The following is a 16,536-nucleotide window of genomic DNA, read 5'->3' as shown; positions in this document are numbered from 1 at the left end:
AGCTTTATTTCGGCTGGAGGGCCGAAGCCTGCTTGTCGTCCGGGTCGCGCAGTTCCGGCACGCGGATATCGACGAACGAGGACGAGCGCATTTCACGCAGGTAGCTCTCGTAGGCCTCATCCGCCTTGCGGTTACCAATGGCCTGGCGGGCCTGGTTGCGCTGCGATTCGTCAGTGACATCGCTCTGGCGGGTGCCCAGCAGCTGCATGACGATCCAGCCGGCATCGGTCTGGAACGGTTTGGAGACCTCGTTTTCCTTCAGGCCATCGAGCTGGCTGGAAATCGCCTGGCCCCATGCATCCTTCTGGAACCAGCCCATGTCGCCGCCGGCGTTGGCCGTGGTGGTGTCCTTGGAGTCATCCTTCGCCAGCTTGGCGAAGTCTTCCTTCTTGTCGGCGACCTTGGTGTAGATCTCTTCCGCCTTCTTCTCCGCCTGTTCCGGCGTGACGATTTCGGACGGTTTGATGAGGATCTGACGCGCGTGGTACTCGGTGACCACCTGGCGGCCCGGCTGGCGGGTTTCCACCAGCTTCAGGATGTGGAAACCGGTGGGGCCGCGCAGGGCCGCGGTGGTTTCACCGGCCTTGAGCGAGCCCACGGCATCGGCGAAGGCCGGCGGCACTTCGTCGAGTCGGCGCCAGCCCAGGTCACCGCCATCGAGCGCGTCGGGGGCATCGGAATACTGGATGGCGACCGCGTTGAAATCCTTGCCGGCCTTGATCTCGGCGATGGCCTTGTCCGCCTTGGCCTGGGCCGCGGCAATATCGCTGGCGCCGCCCTCGGCCGGGGTGCTGACCTGGATATGGGCCAGGTGCACTTCGCCCGCCTTGTAGGTGGGGCTGGCCAGCAGGTTGTTCACTTCGGCATCCGTGACCGTGACCTGGTCGCGCACGACGCTTTCATGCAGCTTCTGGGTGAGCAACTGGTCGGAGATCTGCTGGCGGAAGCCCTGCCAGCTCATGCCATCCTGCGTGACCGCGGCCTGCAGCTGCTCCGCCGACATCTTGTTCTGCTGGGCCACGTTGCCCACGGCCGCGTCGATATCCTGGTCGGTGACGTGGATATTCTGGTCGTTGGCGCGCGACACCTGCAGCTTCATGAGGATGAGGCGATCGAGCACCTGGCGGGCGAGCACATCCTGCGGGGGCAGCTGGCCCGGGTTCGCGGCGTACTGCTTCTGGATGGCGGCCATGGCCGCATTCAGTTCGCTCTGGAGGATGATGTCGTCCTCCACCACGGCCACGATGCGGTCAAGCGAGCCATTGCCCATGGCGGCGCCACCGCCGGCAGGCTGCGCCTGGGGCATGAGCTGCGCGTGAGCGGTGGGCACGGCCGCCACGATGGCGGCAGCGAGCAGGGAATAAGCGAGGATCTGCTTCATCTAATAGGGAGCCCGGGGCGCCTGCCCCACTTATTGATAGCCAAGGATAGCACGCCGCAGGTACTCGCCCGACTGGGGGTTCAGCGAGCCTAGGCCCTTGAATTCCAGTTCAAACATGATCGCGTTATTGGTCCGCCGGGTGTAATCCATGACGTAATGGCGGCCAAGGATGCGGAAGGCGACGCAGCAGCTGTCGTATTCGACGCCGGCGGCCGCTTCCAGGGTCCGGTGGGAGAACGTGAACGTGGTGAAGCTGGCACCGTTGTCGAGTGTGACCGGCACGATATCGCGGCGGGCGAAGACCCACCGCGCCAGTGCACGCCAGCGCTCTGACACGGGGTAGACCACGGAGGTATCGAATTGTTCCATCACGTTCCGGCGGTACCGGTACGAGAAGTTGAGGATGCCATCGCCTTTGATCCGGCGCTGGAACGCGACGGTGGCCAGGTCCGTGTCATGGCCCTGGAAGTAGGTGAGCCCCGTATCCGGGTCGAGGTACGGGCTCTGCTTCTTGTTCGGGTTCCACTGGTAGGAGCTGTTCACGCGCCACTTGTCGTTGAGCTGGATGGCGAACTGGGCGACGTAATCCGATCCGCTGTAGTCGGTGGCCGGCACGCCCGGCATCTGCACCTTCTGATCGCTCAGGTAGCGGATCTGACCCACGCCCGCCGAGACACGCTCCACGCCGTTATCGTCGAGCAGGCGCGTGGTGAGCGCCGCGGTGACGTTATTGGCATCCATCTGGCGATCGGCGCCGGCAAAACGGTTGGTCGTGAACAGCTGCCAGAAGTCGAACGACATTTCATTGGTGTCGAACGTCGGCAGCTTGTCCTGGTTGCGGTAAGGCACGTACAGGTAATACACGCGCGGCTCGAGCGTCTGCGTGTAATCCGTGCCGAACAGGTGCGTGGCGCGGTCGAAGATCAGGCCCGTGTCGTAGCTCGCGATCGGCAGGGCGCGCGAGGGCGTACGATCGGGGAAGTTCGACTTGAAGTAGTCGTTTTCGATCTGGTACCCGGTGTACCGGTACTCCAGGCGCGGCCGGGCGAACCAGAACGGGCCGCCAAAGTCGGCCGAGATGTACGGGGCCAGGTCGAGGCGGTTGCCATCAGGCTGCACGCCGGGGACACGGTCCGACTTGCGGAAGGCCACGGCTTCGGAATCGATACCCACATCGAGCCACGAATTGAGCGGGATTTCCGAGTTGAACGTGGCACGCGGCCAGCGCTTATAGGGCTCCACGTAATTCGGCAGGCCCGGATCCATGTTCTGGTAATCGTCGACGCCCAGCGAAGCGCTCCAGTACTTGCCGCCCTTGGAGACATAGACGCTGGAGGTGAGGATGCCGACCGACGAGCTGTAAAGGTCGTTGCCGAAGTCGCGGAAGTATTCGTTATCCGAGGCGCGGTTGATGTTCACGCCCAGGTTGAAGCCATCGCCCAGGTTGGTCGAATTCTGGATCTTGGCCAGCCAGCGCTGCTTGGAACCATCGCGATCGCCGTACTGCACGAACTCCGGATCTTCCGGGCCGCGGTCGTGGCCCAGGTACGTGATATCGAACGTACCGTTGGAGCGCGGCTGCAGGTAGCGGAACTCCACGCCCAGCATCGCGCCGCGCTCGGTGTAATAGCTGGGCGTGATGGTCGCATCGTAATTCGGTGCGAGGTTCAGGTAATACGGCAGCGTCAGGTACGTGCCCGAATGGCTGGACGAACCAAACGTCGGATACAGGAAGCCGCTCTTGCGCCGGTCATCCAGCGGGAACGTGAAGTAGGGCAGGTACATGAACGGCACGCCCTTGAAGCGCATGGTGCCGTTCCAGGCGGTGCCTACGCCGGTGTCCTTGTTTAGCTCCACGGTCTTGGCGCGGAATTCCCACTGGTGCTTGCCCACATCGCACGTGGAGTACGTGGCCATGCGCATGCGGCCGTGGGTCGGGTCGGTGACCTTGGCATGGTCGGCCACGCCGTTGCCGCGCGACTGCAGCAGCTGGTAGGTGACGTGGTCGGCATCGCCCTGGTTCGGCGTGGTGGTGCCGGTCATGCGGTCGGCGCGCAGCAGCATGCCCGCTTCCTGGTAGCGCACGTTGCCTTTCGCATCGTAGGCCGTGGAATCGGCGTTGTAGGTGACATCCTCGGCCTGCAACACCTGGTCCGCACGCTGCAGGCGAACGCCGCCGGTCATGTGGTAGAGGTTCGGCTCGGGGCTTTCGACCTTCACGCCCTCGGTGCCGTTGATGTTCGACACGGTATCGGTCACAGCCGTATCGCGCAGCGTGGTGTCCTTCGTGATCGTAGGATCGTAGAAGTCCAGCATGGCGTTGGGGCTGCACAGTAGGTAGCTGACCGGGCGCGGCGCACAGATGAACGAGCCGAGCTTGCAGGTCTCGACTTCGGATGCCGGGTGGCCGGCGGAAACCGCAGGCGCAGGTGTGGTCGCGGCGGCTGGCGTGGACTGGGCCTGGGCTTGCCAGGCAGTGCCGGAGACGACGAGGGCGACGGCGGTCGCCAGCAGGCGGCGTTTAGGCAGGATGCTGTTGCGGGGCGTCACGGGCGGGGTCTTGTCCGTTCGAAAGGCGGCCAACTTAGCAGAATCACCGCCTGCATCGCACGATGGCACTCCACGCATAAGCTCCAACCCCTGGCGAGGGCACGGCGGCGATCGCCGGGCCAGTGCCCTTGAGCTTACACCGCCAGCTCAGCCGCGCGGGCGCCGCTCGTGTTGCCACAACACCTCGCCGTGGCCGCTGCGCCGCGCCAGCACGCGCGCGAGCACGAACAACAAGTCTGAAAGACGGTTCAGGTAACGCTGCGCCTCGGGGCGTACTTCCTCCACGCGGCCCAGTGCCACGACCTCGCGCTCGGCGCGGCGGCACACGGTGCGCGCGAGGTGGCAGGTGGAGGCCGCCATGCCCCCGCCAGGAAGGATGAAGTCCTTCAGCGCGGGCAGGTCGGCGTTGAAGGCATCGAGCACGGCCTCGAGCCGGTCGATATCCTTACCCTGCACCATGGCCATGCCCGGGATGCACAGTTCGCCACCCAGGTCGAACAGCTCGTGCTGCACCTGGACCAGCACCTCGCGGATATCGTCGCCCACGCCATCGCTGGCGATGACCATGCCCAGCGTGCTGTTGAGCTCATCGACCGTGCCGTAGGCGGCTACCCGCAAGGAATCCTTACCGGTGCGGCTGCCATCGCCCAGGCCGGTGCTGCCGTCATCGCCGGTACGCGTGTAAATCTTCGAGAGTCGGTTACCCATTCGCCGATTCTAGCGTGCGGCGGCCCGCCGCACCCACGGCACCTGCACGCCACGGCGCTATCATCCGTGGATGAGCCCTGCATCCCCCATCCTCATCGTCGGCGGCGGCCTGGTTGGCGCCAGCCTTGCCATTGCCCTGGATACCGCCGGCATCCCCGCCATGCTGGTGGAAGCCGCCGCGCCCCGCGTCGGCGACCAGCCCAGCTACGACGAACGTAACCTGGCGCTGGCCCGGGCCACCGTGAACGGGCTGGCCGCGATCGGCGTGTGGGACCTGGCACGCCAGCGGGCCACGCCCATCACGCATATTCATACGAGCCGCGCCGGCGACTTTGGCAGCGTGCGGATGGATGCCGCCGCCGAAGGCGTGGATGCGCTGGGCTGGACCTTGCCCGCGCGCGAGCTGGGTGAGGCCCTGTTGAACCGCCTGGCGAAATGCCGCCTGCTGGTTCGCCGCGCACCGGCCCGGGTGGCGCATATCGAGCCGGTCGAGGGGGGATGGCGGGCGACGATCACGGGCCCGGATGGCACGGAACACGTGACGACACCGCTGCTGGTGGGCGCCGATGGCACCACCTCGGGTATCCGCTCGCAACTGGGCATCGGTACCCGCGAGCACGATTACCGGCAGGCGCTGTTTGTCAGCACCATGACGCCGGAGCGCGACCCGCGGGGCCGCGCCTTCGAACGCTTCACCGACGATGGCCCGGTGGCGGTGCTGCCGCTGGCGGAGCGCCGGATCGGCCTGGTGCTGACCGTGGCGGCCGGGCAGGCTGATGCGGTGGCCGCGATGGACGATGCCGCATTTGCCGCGCTGGCGCAGGAGCGCTTCGGCTGGCGGCTGGGGCGGCTGGCCCGTCCCGGAAAGCGGGTGCCATATCCGATCCGGCGCGTTGCCGCGGAAGCGCTCACCGGCCCCCGCGCGGTGCTGGTAGGGAACGCCGCGCAGACCGTGCACCCGATTGGCGCCCAGGGTTTCAACCTTGGCCTGCGCGATGCGCTCACCCTGGCAGAGCTGGTTGCGGCAGGTGGCGATCCGGGTGCCGCGGCGCTGCTGACGGAATACGAACGTCGCCGTACCCCCGATCGCGAAGGCACGATGGCGATGAGCCACGGCCTGGTCCGGCTGGCCTGCCTTGACCAGCCGCTGTTGGGGCCGTTGCGCTCGCTGGCCATGCTGGCCCTGGACCGCGTCCCGCCGCTGCGCCACGCGTTGAGCCGGCGCGGCATGGGCTTCCGTGCCAACGCACCGTTTGCCGTGCGGGAGAAGACGCCGTGAGCGATACCTGGAACACGGACACGCCGCGGCGTCGCGGTGCCCTGCTGGATGTGGCAATCGTTGGCGGTGGCATGGTGGGTGCGGCCGCCGCGTTGGCGCTCGCCCGCGCCGGCTTCAGCGTCGCCCTGGTCGATGCACGCGAGCCGGCGGCCTGGGCCGCGGCACATGACGTGGATCTGCGCGTGGTTGGCCTCGCCTCTTCGTCCATCCAGCTGCTGGATCAGCTCGGGGTGTGGCAGCGCATACGCGAAGGGCGTGCCTCGCCGTACGAGCGCATGGTGGTGTGGGATGCCGAGAACGGCGCAACCCTGCATTTCGATGCCGCCGATGAAGGCCGCGACGTGCTCGGCTACATCGTCGAGAACAACCTGGTGCAGGCCGTGCTCTGGCACGCGCTGGATGACGCCGGCGTGCGCCGTGTGGTGCCTGCCGAGGTCACCGGTTACAGCATGCGCGAGGATCGCGCGCAGCTGGAGCTGGCCGATGGCCAGGTGCTCGCCGCAAAGCTGGTTGTGGCTGCGGATGGTGCGGAATCGCCGCTGCGGGCCATGGTGGGGATCGGCACGCACGGGCGCGACTATGCGCAGCGTGGCGTCGTGGCACATGTAGGCACGGCGCGCTCACACGAACGTACCGCGTGGCAACGTTTTCTGCCCGGCGGCCCGCTGGCTTTCCTGCCGCTGGCTGATGGGCGCAGTTCCATCGTGTGGTCGTTGCCTGAGCCCGAGGCACAGCGCGTGCTGGCGCTGGATGACGACGGGTTCCGCGCGGCGCTGGGCATCGCCAGCGATTTCCGCCTGGGCCCGATCGAGAGCGTGACCCGCCGCGCGGCGTTCCCCTTGCGCCTGAAGCTGGCCGATCGCTACGAAGTAGGGCGGCTGGTGTTGCTGGGTGATGCGGCGCACGCGGTACACCCGTTGGCCGGCCAGGGAGTGAACCTGGGCCTGCGCGACGTGGCGGAACTGCGCGATACGCTTGTTGACGCGCGCGCCGCTGGCCGTGATTTCGCCGCCACGCACGTGCTGCGCCGTTACGCGCGCCGCCGCCGCAGCGCCGATGAACTGGATGCCCGCTCGTTCGATGCGCTGGCCCGCATCTATGGCTGGAGCGCATCGCCCCTGGTCACCGCCCGCGGCCTGGGCGTACGCCTGCTCGATCGCCTTTCCCCCCTGAAGCGCAAGCTCTCCCAGCACGCCGCCGGGCTCTAGCCCGGTCGCCGGCCCTTGTAGGAGCACGCTTGCGCGCGATGGGTGCTCGCGGCAGCGTGTATCGCGCGCAAGCGCGCTCCTGCAGGTGCGGCCACCAGCGTTTCGTGCGGCTAAGCGGTTATGCTTCGCCGCATCCAACCAGGGAGAACGCCGATGCGCCGTACGTTGCTTGCCTTGTCACTCCTCGTCATGGGCGCCGCGGGTAGCGCCCATGCGGGCATGGTCGCCAAGCCGGTCCAGTGGACCGAGGGCGGCGTGACCTACAAGAGCTTCCTCGTCTACGACGATGCCGTGAAGACGAAGCGCCCCGGCCTGGTCATGGTCCCGAACTGGTACGGCATCAATGACATGGCCGTCGCCAAGGCCAAGGAAATTGCCGGCAAGGATTACGTGATCCTGCTGACGGATATGTACGGCGGCGATACGCGCCCGAAGAGCGCCGATGAAGCGGGCGCTGCAGTGAAGCCGCTCTACGGCGATCGCAAGCTCATGCGCACGCGTGTGACCCGGGCCTTCGATGAGCTGAAGGCGCAGGAAAAGAACGCCCCCATCGACCCGGCGCACCTCGCCGCGATCGGTTTCTGCTTTGGCGGTTCGGCCGTGCTCGACCTCGCTCGTACCGGCGCCGATGTGGCGGCGGTGGTGACCTTCCACGGCCTGCTTTCCGATGACTCGAAGCTTGGCTCGAAGATCCAGCCGAATACGCACGTGCTAGCGCTCAACGGCGCCGACGATGCCAACGTGCCGCCTGAGCAGCGCACGGCCTTCGAAGCAGAGATGCGAGCCGACAAGATCGACTGGGCATCGGTCGATTACGGCAACGCGGTGCATTGCTTCACGGAGAAGGAAGCCACCGATACCACGGGCAATTGCCGCTACGACGCCAAGGTGGCCACGCGCGCCTACGCCGCGATGAAAGCCTGGCTGGCCGAAGCTTTCAAAAAGTAATGTAGGAGCGCGCTTGCGCGCGATAAACCCATGTAGGAGCGCGCTTGCGCGCGATAAGCCAACGCAGCGATGAAGCGGCTGCCTATCGCGCGCAAGCGCGCTCCTACAGGGTGCCGTCGAACGTCGGCGGGCTAATCAGAACCGGCGTTCGACCGAATAATCCGCCAGCGTCGCCAGCGCATCGCGGAACGCGGATGCCGGCAATACGGCCAGTGCTTCGCGCGCGGCCAAGGCATGCGATACCGCCTTCTCGTGCACGCGATCGAGCGCACCCGAATCGCGGATGGCCGCGATGATGCGATCCAGCGAATCCAGCCCACCGTGTTCGATGGCGTGGCGCAGCGACTTCAACTGGTCGGGATCCGCCGTCTGCATGGCATAGATAAGCGGCAGGGTTGGCTTACCTTCGGCGAGGTCATCGCCGATGTTCTTGCCCAGCGTATCGGCATCGGAGACGTAATCGAGCAGGTCATCCGCGATCTGGAATGCGTAACCCAGCTCCATGCCGTAGCGGCGCAGTGCCGCCACCTGGTCATCGGGCAGGCCACCCAGCACGCCGCCCAGCTCGGTTGCGGCAGCGAACAGCACCGCGGTCTTGCGTTCGATCACGGCCAGGTAGGCCGCCTCGTCCACATCCGCATTGCCGATATTCAACAGCTGCAGCACTTCGCCTTCGGCAATGGTGTTGGTGGTGTTCGCCAGGATGCGCATGATCCGCATGTCATCCAGTTCCACCATCAGCTGGAATGAACGCGAATAAAGGAAATCGCCTACCAGCACGCTGGCGGCATTACCCCACAGCGCATTGGCGGTTTTCCGCCCGCGGCGCATATCCGACTCATCCACCACATCGTCGTGGAGCAGGGTGGAGGTGTGGATGAATTCGATAATGGCAGCGAGCTTGGCGTGTTCAATGCCCTGGTAACCCGCGGTGCGGGCCGCCAGTACGTGCAGCATGGGCCGCAGCCGCTTGCCGCCACCGGCGATGATGTGTTCGGCGATCTGGTTGATCAGCACCACATCGGACGACAGCCGGTGCCGGATGAGTGCATCCACCTCCCGCATGTCGTCAGCGGCCAAGGCGCGGACGCTGGCGAAATCAATAGGGGTCTGGCTTTCGGCAATGGATGGCATGGGCCCGTCATGGATGCGGCAAATCAGCCCACATTATGAAGGATGCGGCGGTGCTTTGAATCGTCATGATGCCGCGATCCGTATAATCACGCCCGGCATCGGCCCCGGTGCCGCCCTTGGATCGAACCGTCGGTGAGCCAGCTCAGCCCCCTGGAACGTCGCAGCGCCCTGACCCTGGCCCTGGTGATCAGCCTTCGGCTGTTCGGCCTGTTCCTGATCCTCCCGGTTTTTTCCGTGTATGCCCGGGCCATGCCCGATGCCACGCCCTTGTGGGTAGGGCTGGCCCTTGGCGTGTACGGCATGGGCCAGATGCTTCTCCAGGTGCCGCTGGGCATGCTTTCGGACCGGATCGGCCGCAAGCCGGCCATTACGCTGGGCCTGCTGGTATTCGCGGCAGGCGGCCTGGTGGCGGCGACATCGCATACCCTCATGGGCATCGTGCTGGGCCGCGCCCTGCAGGGCATGGGCGCCGTCGCGGGTGCCGGCACGGCCCTCGCGGCCGACCTCACCGCGGATGCGAACCGCAGCAAGGTCATGGGCATCATCGGCGTTTCCATCGGCCTTTCGTTCCTGCTGGCGCTCATCCTGGGGCCGCCGCTGGAATCGGTCGCCGGCCTGGGCGGCCTGTTTGGGCTCACCTCGCTGCTGGCGCTCGTGGCCATGCTGCTGTTGTGGTGGCTGGTACCCACGCCCGTGCGGGCCGAACGGCCGGCCACCGGCACGTTCCGCGACATCCTTGCCATGCTGCGTGACCGCAGCATGCTGGTGCTCAACGGCTCGGTGTTCTTCCTGCACGCGCTGCTGACGGCCAGCTTCGTGGGGCTGCCCATCCTGCTGACCGATACCTTTGATGTGCCGGTGGCCCGGCACTGGACGCTCTACCTGCCGGTGATGGTGATCGCGGCGTTGGTCATGGGCGCCTTCATGCCGCGCATGCGCGATACCGCCCGTAGCGCCCGCATGGTGGTGGGCTGCGTGGTAGCGTTGGGCCTGGCGATGGCCGGCATGGCCCTGGCCACGACCCACGAATGGCTGCTGGGCTCCGCCGCGGCCGTGTTCTTCTCCGCCTTCAACCTGCTCGAGGCCGCGCTGCCCAGCCTCGTCTCGCGGATCGCGCCGGCCCACCTTCGCGGCGCGGCCATGGGCGCCTATTCCACCAGCCAGTTCTTCGGCGCCTTCGTCGGTGGTGCCGTGGGCGGCGTGGCCCTTGGCGCCCTTGGCCTGCACGGCGTGTTCGGCGCCGCCGCCGCCCTCACCCTGGCCTGGCTCCCCCTGGTCCTGTGGAACATGCCGGCCCTTGCAGGAGCGCGCCCGCGCGCGATCGGCGATGCCGCAGCATCGGACTGAGCGGTGCACATGGATCGCGCACAAGCGCGCTCCTACGGGGCATCGCAGGCGATGCGACGCCCGACCGACAGGATCGCGGGCGGTGAGACGCAGGCCTACATAATGTCGCGGCTGCGGCCCCTTGCTACGGCATTGCCGAAGGCCGCACCATCGCCCACACTATCCGGTCCGCTCTTCCGGTGGCCCCCTGGCTGCCTGGTGCGAAGGGCGCATCACGTACTCGAGGAAAATCAATGGCACGCGGCATCAACAAGGTCATCATCGTCGGCAACCTCGGCGCGGATCCGGAAACCCGGTACACCGGTAGCGGCACGGCGATCACCAGCCTGCGCATCGCTACATCGGAGGCCTGGAACGACAAGCAGAGCGGCGAGAAGCAGGAACGCACCGAGTGGCACCGCGTGAAGCTGTTCGGCAAGCTCGCTGAAATCGCCGGCGAATACCTGAAGAAGGGCCGTCAGGTCTATATCGAAGGCTCGCTGCGTACCGATAAGTACACCGATAAGGATGGCGTCGAGCGCTACAGCACCGACATCATCGCGAACGAAATGCAGATGCTCGGCGGCCAGGGTGGCGAAGGCGGCGGTGGTGGTGGCTTCGGCGGCGGCAGCCGTCCGCAGCAGGCCCGCGGCGGCCAGGGCGGTGGCAGCTACGGCGGTGGTGGTGCCGGCGGCGCCGGCGGTGGCGGCAACTGGGGCGGCGGTGGTGGCGGTGGCCAGCAGCGCGGCGGCCAGGGCGGCGGCAACTACGGCGGCGGCAACCGCGGCGGCGATGACTACGGCCAGCAGCGCGGTGGCGGCAACGCCCCGGCGCGTTCGGCCCCGCCGGTCAACGAAGGCTTTGACGACGACGATATTCCGTTCTGAGCCACGGTTGCCCGGCAACTTTGTCCTTCTGGAAAGCCCCGCCATGTGCGGGGCTTTCTTTTGTGGTTGGCGACGCCGCCACTCATGGCATGCTCGACCCCATGAACGAGTACACCATTCACGAAGACGACCTGACAGGTGAGCCCACGCTCGCGCTGCTTGCCTTGCACCTGCGTCAGATGCACGCCAACTCACCCGTGGGCAGCGTGTTTGCCCTCGACGTGTCCGGTCTCAAGGCGCCCAGTGTCACTGTGTGGACGGCATGGCACGACGGCCGCATTGCGTCGGTCGGTGCGCTGAAACAGTGGAACGCTGACTCGGGTGAACTGAAGTCGATGCGTACGCACCCGGACTTTCTCCGCCAGGGTGCGGCGACAGCCATGCTGGAACATATCGTGGTCGAGTCCCGGCGGCGCGGCCTACGCCGGCTTAGCCTTGAGACCGGCAGTGGCGATGCTTTTGAACCCGCGCTTGTTCTCTATCGCAAGCGCGGGTTCGTAGCAGGGCCCGCGTTCGGCGACTACGAGGCCAGTAGCTTCAATCAGTTTTTCCACCTGGCGCTTTAGAAAGCCACGTTCACCCGCGCCGACACCGTCTGCGCCTGGTCACGCTGGCCCTTCTCGTAGTCATACGCGACGTTCAGCGTCGTGCGCGCCGATAGCGCCGCATTGAGCCCCATGTTCAACACCCCGCTGTAACGCGACAGGCCCACGCCAATCAGCGGCTGCCACTGTTGCAAGCCTACGAAGCTGGCGTCGAACACATCGCCGTGTGAAGCCAGCGTGCGGCGGAACTGCGCACCCGCGGTGAAGTCGATGCCGCGGCCGCCATCGAGGTTCCAGTGATGCGAGGCGCGCATGCCCACGCCCGCCTGCCAGCGATCGATGTTCTGCGCGTTGGTGCGCAGGCCGAAGCCGCCCGCGCCCTGCTCGGTGAAGCCATCGCGGTTGATACTGGCGTATTCCAGGTTCACGAACGGCATGATGCGCGTGCCACCCGCATCCAGGTGCAGGCCGCTCTCGCCGTACGCGACGTTGTAGTTGCCGCTGTAGTTGGTGGATACGCCTTGCGCGCTGGTCCCCAGGAGCAGCTCGCGACTCACATCCTGCTGGAAGTGGCCGAAGCCGATACGGCCCTGCGTGTACCAGTTCCCGTTGAGCCAGCCCGCGTACAACATGCCCTCGGTATTGCGGCTGCGGTTGCGGTCGATGCTCCCATCCAGCCGCTGCTGGCCCTGGCTCTGGCCGAACGCGAAGCCTGCCACGCCGTTGCCGCCGATCTGCCGGTCGTTGCCGACCAGCCAGCCGTTCAACTGGAAGCCGACACCATCGTATCCGGCGCGGCCCATGTCGCCGCCTACGTTGAGGTTCTGTGTCCAGGTGCCGAACGCTGTGTTCTTGCCCAGTACGTCGTCAAAGTGATCGGCCAGTGCACGACCGGATGCATCGATGGCTTCAAAGGTCATCGCGGCACTCGCTGCGTGCAGCTGTCCGGAAACACTCTGCAACGACGCCTGCGCTGCCTGCAGGGTGGGCGCCTGCTGGAACTGGCCCGCGGCCTGCACGAAGGCCTGCGACACATTGCTGCTGTTCCCGCTGGCGATCGCCGTATTGAGCTGGGTGAAGGCACCCTGCACACGCTGGGCGCTGTTGAGCGAAGTTGGCGTGTACGCCACGCCGTTGCCCGCGGCCGCGGTGGTCACGTTCAGGCCGGTCGTGTCGAGCCACGCGCTGTTGGCGTCGTAGTGGATCGTCGTCGCGGTAAAGACCACGCCAGTATCCTTTACCAGCTGGCCGAACGTGCCGGTCAGTCCCGTAGCTGCTGTCAGCACAGGCGTGTGCGTGTTCACGACGTAGCCGCTATCCGCACCCGTGATTTCAAGCTTGCCCCCGTTGAGCGTCGCAGATCCGCTGACGGCAAGCTGGCTTCCCAGGCTGACGGCGAGCGTACCGGTGGATGCCTGCGTGTAGCTGCCGCCCACCACCGTGTCGCCCCCATGTACGGCGACCTTGCCAGCATTGGCGAGGTCGCCGCCGACGCCGGCGAGTCCCGGGCCCGGTCGCGAAGCGAAGTTTATGCCATCGATCATGCCACCCTGGGCCACGGTGACGCCGCCTGGCAGAGCGTACCGCGTCATCAACAAGCCTTCGTTGACCGTGGTGACGCCGGTATACGTGTCCTGCGCTTCCAGGGCCACGATGCCTGAACCGTTCTTCGTCACCGAACCATGCCCGGAAATGACGCCACCGGCATCGATGTAAAGGTTGCTATCGAACACCAGCGCGCTGTCGTTCTTTATCGATGCGGACAACGGATAGTTTCCGATATCCGGCGCCGGCAGGGCTCCCGTGTTATCGATCTGCAGCGTGCCATCCTGGACGGCGATGTTCGAGGGGCTGAAGTTATAGCCCGACAGCGCCACCGTGAGCTTGCCGCTACCGGCCTTGATCAGCGTGTCACTGTAAGGCTCTGAACTGACACCGTAGATGGAGCCAGCGAAAGTGAGGTCGTCGCTGCGATCGAAAATGAGCGTACCGCGGCCTATGCTGTACGTGGCATCGCCAAGCCAGCCGTTTGTCGTGCCGTCGCCGACTTGCAGCGTGCTTCCCGTACCGACACCGACACTCCCTGCGGTGAGGTCGTTCGTATCGATGACCCACTTCGCACCATTCACGACACTAAGGCCACCGTCGAATGTGGTGTGGCCGGTTACCGCCTGGGAATAATATTGGGTCGTCCCTGACGCACCATTCAGGCTCAGGGAAGAGGTATGGCCCGTGCCAATCGACAGATCGCCGTGGATAACACCGCCCGCGGTGAGGGTTACGCTATTATGCGAGGTGGGAAGCAGCTGTACGTTGCCGAAGATGGTGCCAGCGTTGACCAGCGTCACCCCGCCATCGAGCGTCGATGCCGTCTGTGCATTCGATTCGACGTAAATAGCGCAGCCGCCCGACCCCGTACACGCCCCGCTGCCGGCGCCCGTGCTTGTGATCGTAGAGCCGGCGCCGTTCGTCACGTAGCCCCCGTGCTGAAGATATAGCGCGGTAGTAGGGCTCGTGATGGTTGCGCCGTTTCGATTGGTCACATTGGCAGCATCGCCAAGTACGTGTACGGCGGCATCGTTCAGGGACCTGATCGTGCTCCCGGCGCCATCGTTGAGGACCCCGCCACCCGCCTGGATGTCGATGGCGATGCCTGAAGCGAGCACAGAAGCACCAGCGAGGTTTTCCACGATGGCCACCCCGCCGCGCGCGCTAATGGCCGTACCGCTGAGAGAGCGAATGGTGCTTCCTGCGTCCTGGTTGTGGACCTGGCCGCCACTGGGAAAATAGATGCCGTAGTCATCGCCTTCGACCATGGCGCCCGCGCTGTTGAGGATCTCGCTCTCGGGGCCGTCCAGCGAGATGCCCGCATGCGAGCCAGCGATGACGCCGCCATCGTGATTCCATACCGCAAGCGAACCGCTGTATGTAAAGCGGCTGTCGACGGCCGCCACCTGGCCGGCGTTATCCAGGATGCCATTACCCTGCAGCGTAATGACGTTGGTCAGGATGGTCTGCGGGTCGACCTGAAGGATGGAGGCCGGGTCGAACTGCATGACGTCGTCGGGATTACCAACGATGATGGCACCCGAACCTGGCGTACCCCGCTGTAGCTCGAGCACGCCACCCGTGATGGCGGTGCCCCCGGTGTAGCTGTTTTGCCAGAGGAGCGTGAGTGTTCCCGCACCCGCCTTTACCAGGTTGCCAGTACCGCTAATTTCGTATCCAAAGACCGAGTTATCACTACGGTCGAATGCCAATGTGCCGTTGTTGATCACGTTCCCGGTGATGGAGCCACTCGTGCCCCCGTTGCCGACCTGCAGCGTACCGCCGCTGATCGTCGTGCCGCCGGTGTAGGTGTTATTCCCACCCAACACCAATGTTCCCGCATCGGTTTTGTCGAGCGAGACGAAGCCTGTCAGTTCGTTGTTGATCGTGGCCTTGAAGCTGGCACCGGCGGCGGTACCGTCGCCAACCCGGATGGTCGTTTGCGTGTCACCGAGCGTGGCGCCGGCGAGGTGTATGGCATCGCCCTGGATCACATAGCCGTCGCTGGCGAACTGCATGCCCGGGGTGTTAAGGGAGCCGCTTGGGTCGCTGACCGTCACCGTGCCGGGCATGCCCTGGAAGACCGCGAACGCGCCATTGGAGAAGCGCGAGTTCAGTGTGCCCGTGGTGTCGGTCCAGCTCGCATCCGGCGTGTTAACCACCCACGTGCCGCTGCCGCCATCGATCACGCCATTCCCCTTGGGCCCGGAACCATCCCAGAAGGTGAACGTCATGCCACGGGTATCCACCAGGTTCACCTGATGGGCCACGCTGGTCTGTATGGCCCAGTACGGAGACGGTAGCGCGCCCAGTTCCAGGCCGTTATCGGCCAGGGTGCCGTCGTAGTTGATCAAGCGGTGCACGCCCGGCCCCAGGTCGCCGCCGCCGATTACGTTGACGTTGAGCGTGCCGTCAAGACGAAGGTTGCCCTTGACGTTGATGAGATCGTCGCCGGTGCCCCCAGGCACGGGACCGGAGTCATAGTTGAGCACCGAGCCTGCGGACAGATTGAGGTTGCCCTTGATCGTAAGTGTGCCGACGTAACCGCTCGAGGCGGGCGCCAGCGTGCCACCATCGCCGATGTTGACGTCACCACCGATAGTGCCGTGTCCTCCAAGCGTTGCGCCGCTGGCGACTGACGTAGCACCTGTGGCGGTTGACTGATCGCCGTCGACATTCAATACGCCAGCGTTGACCTGGGTAGCGCCGCTGTAGAGGTTAGTGCCGGTCAGGGTGAGCGTGCCTGCACCACCCTTGGTGACGCCTGCCGCTCCCGTGATCACATCATCCACGGTCGACGACTGGCCGGCGGCGACATCGAATTCGCCGCCTGGGATACCGGTGGGCGTGGAAGGATTTGATGGGTTAGTGGGGTTGGTCGGGCTGGTCGTGTTCGCTGGCGGTGTCGTGGCCTTGACGTTCCCGCCGCCACCTCCGCCGCCGCCCCCGCAGCCTGAGAGGCCCAGTGCCAATGCCACGGCCAACGCCATGACGCGTGGCTTCCCCCAAACGTCCACGGCCG

11 protein-coding genes are annotated in these 16,536 nt (G+C 65.7%); 6 read left to right on the top strand and 5 right to left on the bottom strand.

The features are described from left to right. Window positions 1-4: 4 nt before the first annotated feature. The 3 genes from ABIE56_RS13510 to ABIE56_RS13500 all read right to left on the bottom strand — a co-directional run bounded on the left by ABIE56_RS13510 (window position 5) and on the right by ABIE56_RS13500 (window position 4,639). A complete protein-coding gene (locus ABIE56_RS13510; protein WP_429244303.1) occupies window positions 5-1,381 on the bottom strand; it encodes a peptidylprolyl isomerase in 1,377 nt (458 codons plus the stop codon). Window positions 1,382-1,411: 30 nt separating this feature from the next. Continuing rightward, entirely contained in the window at window positions 1,412-3,931 is a 2,520-nt protein-coding gene (locus tag ABIE56_RS13505; RefSeq protein WP_429244302.1) for an LPS-assembly protein LptD, read from the bottom strand. 147 nt (window positions 3,932-4,078) lie between these two features. Next, entirely contained in the window at window positions 4,079-4,639 is a 561-nt protein-coding gene (locus ABIE56_RS13500; protein ID WP_429244301.1) for a cob(I)yrinic acid a,c-diamide adenosyltransferase, read from the bottom strand. Window positions 4,640-4,709: 70 nt separating this feature from the next. Between ABIE56_RS13500 and ubiH the strand changes: the two genes are divergently transcribed. The 3 genes from ubiH (at window position 4,710) to ABIE56_RS13485 (ending at window position 8,074) form a co-directional block, all read left to right on the top strand. Next, complete coding sequence (gene ubiH / locus ABIE56_RS13495; protein WP_429244300.1) at window positions 4,710-5,918, top strand: 2-octaprenyl-6-methoxyphenyl hydroxylase; 1,209 nt, start codon at window positions 4,710-4,712, stop codon at window positions 5,916-5,918. Beyond that, on the top strand, window positions 5,915-7,126 hold the full coding sequence (locus ABIE56_RS13490) for an FAD-dependent oxidoreductase (protein WP_429244299.1): 1,212 nt from the start codon (window positions 5,915-5,917) through the stop codon (window positions 7,124-7,126). The genes ubiH and ABIE56_RS13490 overlap by 4 nt, the downstream gene beginning before the upstream one ends. Window positions 7,127-7,279: 153 nt before the next feature. Further along, entirely contained in the window at window positions 7,280-8,074 is a 795-nt protein-coding gene (locus tag ABIE56_RS13485; protein ID WP_429244298.1) for a dienelactone hydrolase family protein, read from the top strand. Between the two features lie 135 nt (window positions 8,075-8,209). Here the strand turns inward: ABIE56_RS13485 and ABIE56_RS13480 are convergent, their stop codons facing one another. Further along, a complete protein-coding gene (locus ABIE56_RS13480) occupies window positions 8,210-9,208 on the bottom strand; it encodes a polyprenyl synthetase family protein (RefSeq protein WP_429244297.1) in 999 nt (332 codons plus the stop codon). 132 nt (window positions 9,209-9,340) lie between these two features. On the opposite strand from ABIE56_RS13480, the gene ABIE56_RS13475 reads away from it, so the two are divergent. The 3 genes from ABIE56_RS13475 to ABIE56_RS13465 all read left to right on the top strand — a co-directional run bounded on the left by ABIE56_RS13475 (window position 9,341) and on the right by ABIE56_RS13465 (window position 11,987). After that, window positions 9,341-10,555: an MFS transporter gene (locus ABIE56_RS13475; protein WP_429244296.1), complete on the top strand. Its 1,215-nt coding sequence runs from the start codon at window positions 9,341-9,343 to the stop codon at window positions 10,553-10,555. A gap of 233 nt (window positions 10,556-10,788) precedes the next feature. Beyond that, window positions 10,789-11,421, top strand: coding sequence for a single-stranded DNA-binding protein (gene ssb / locus ABIE56_RS13470; protein WP_429244295.1), 633 nt, complete (start codon window positions 10,789-10,791; stop codon window positions 11,419-11,421). Window positions 11,422-11,522: 101 nt separating this feature from the next. Next, entirely contained in the window at window positions 11,523-11,987 is a 465-nt protein-coding gene (locus ABIE56_RS13465) for a GNAT family N-acetyltransferase (protein WP_429244294.1), read from the top strand. On the opposite strand, the gene ABIE56_RS13460 is transcribed toward ABIE56_RS13465, so the two are convergent. Then, a complete protein-coding gene (locus ABIE56_RS13460; protein ID WP_429244293.1) occupies window positions 11,984-16,504 on the bottom strand; it encodes an autotransporter domain-containing protein in 4,521 nt (1,506 codons plus the stop codon). The genes ABIE56_RS13465 and ABIE56_RS13460 overlap by 4 nt on opposite strands. Window positions 16,505-16,536 lie beyond the last annotated feature (32 nt).

The sequence above is a fragment of the Luteibacter sp. 621 genome (assembly GCF_050435445.1).
Classification (GTDB): Bacteria; Pseudomonadota; Gammaproteobacteria; order Xanthomonadales; family Rhodanobacteraceae; genus Luteibacter.
Note: the sequence above shows the minus strand (reverse complement) of the source record. Positions and strands in the feature narration are given on the sequence as shown.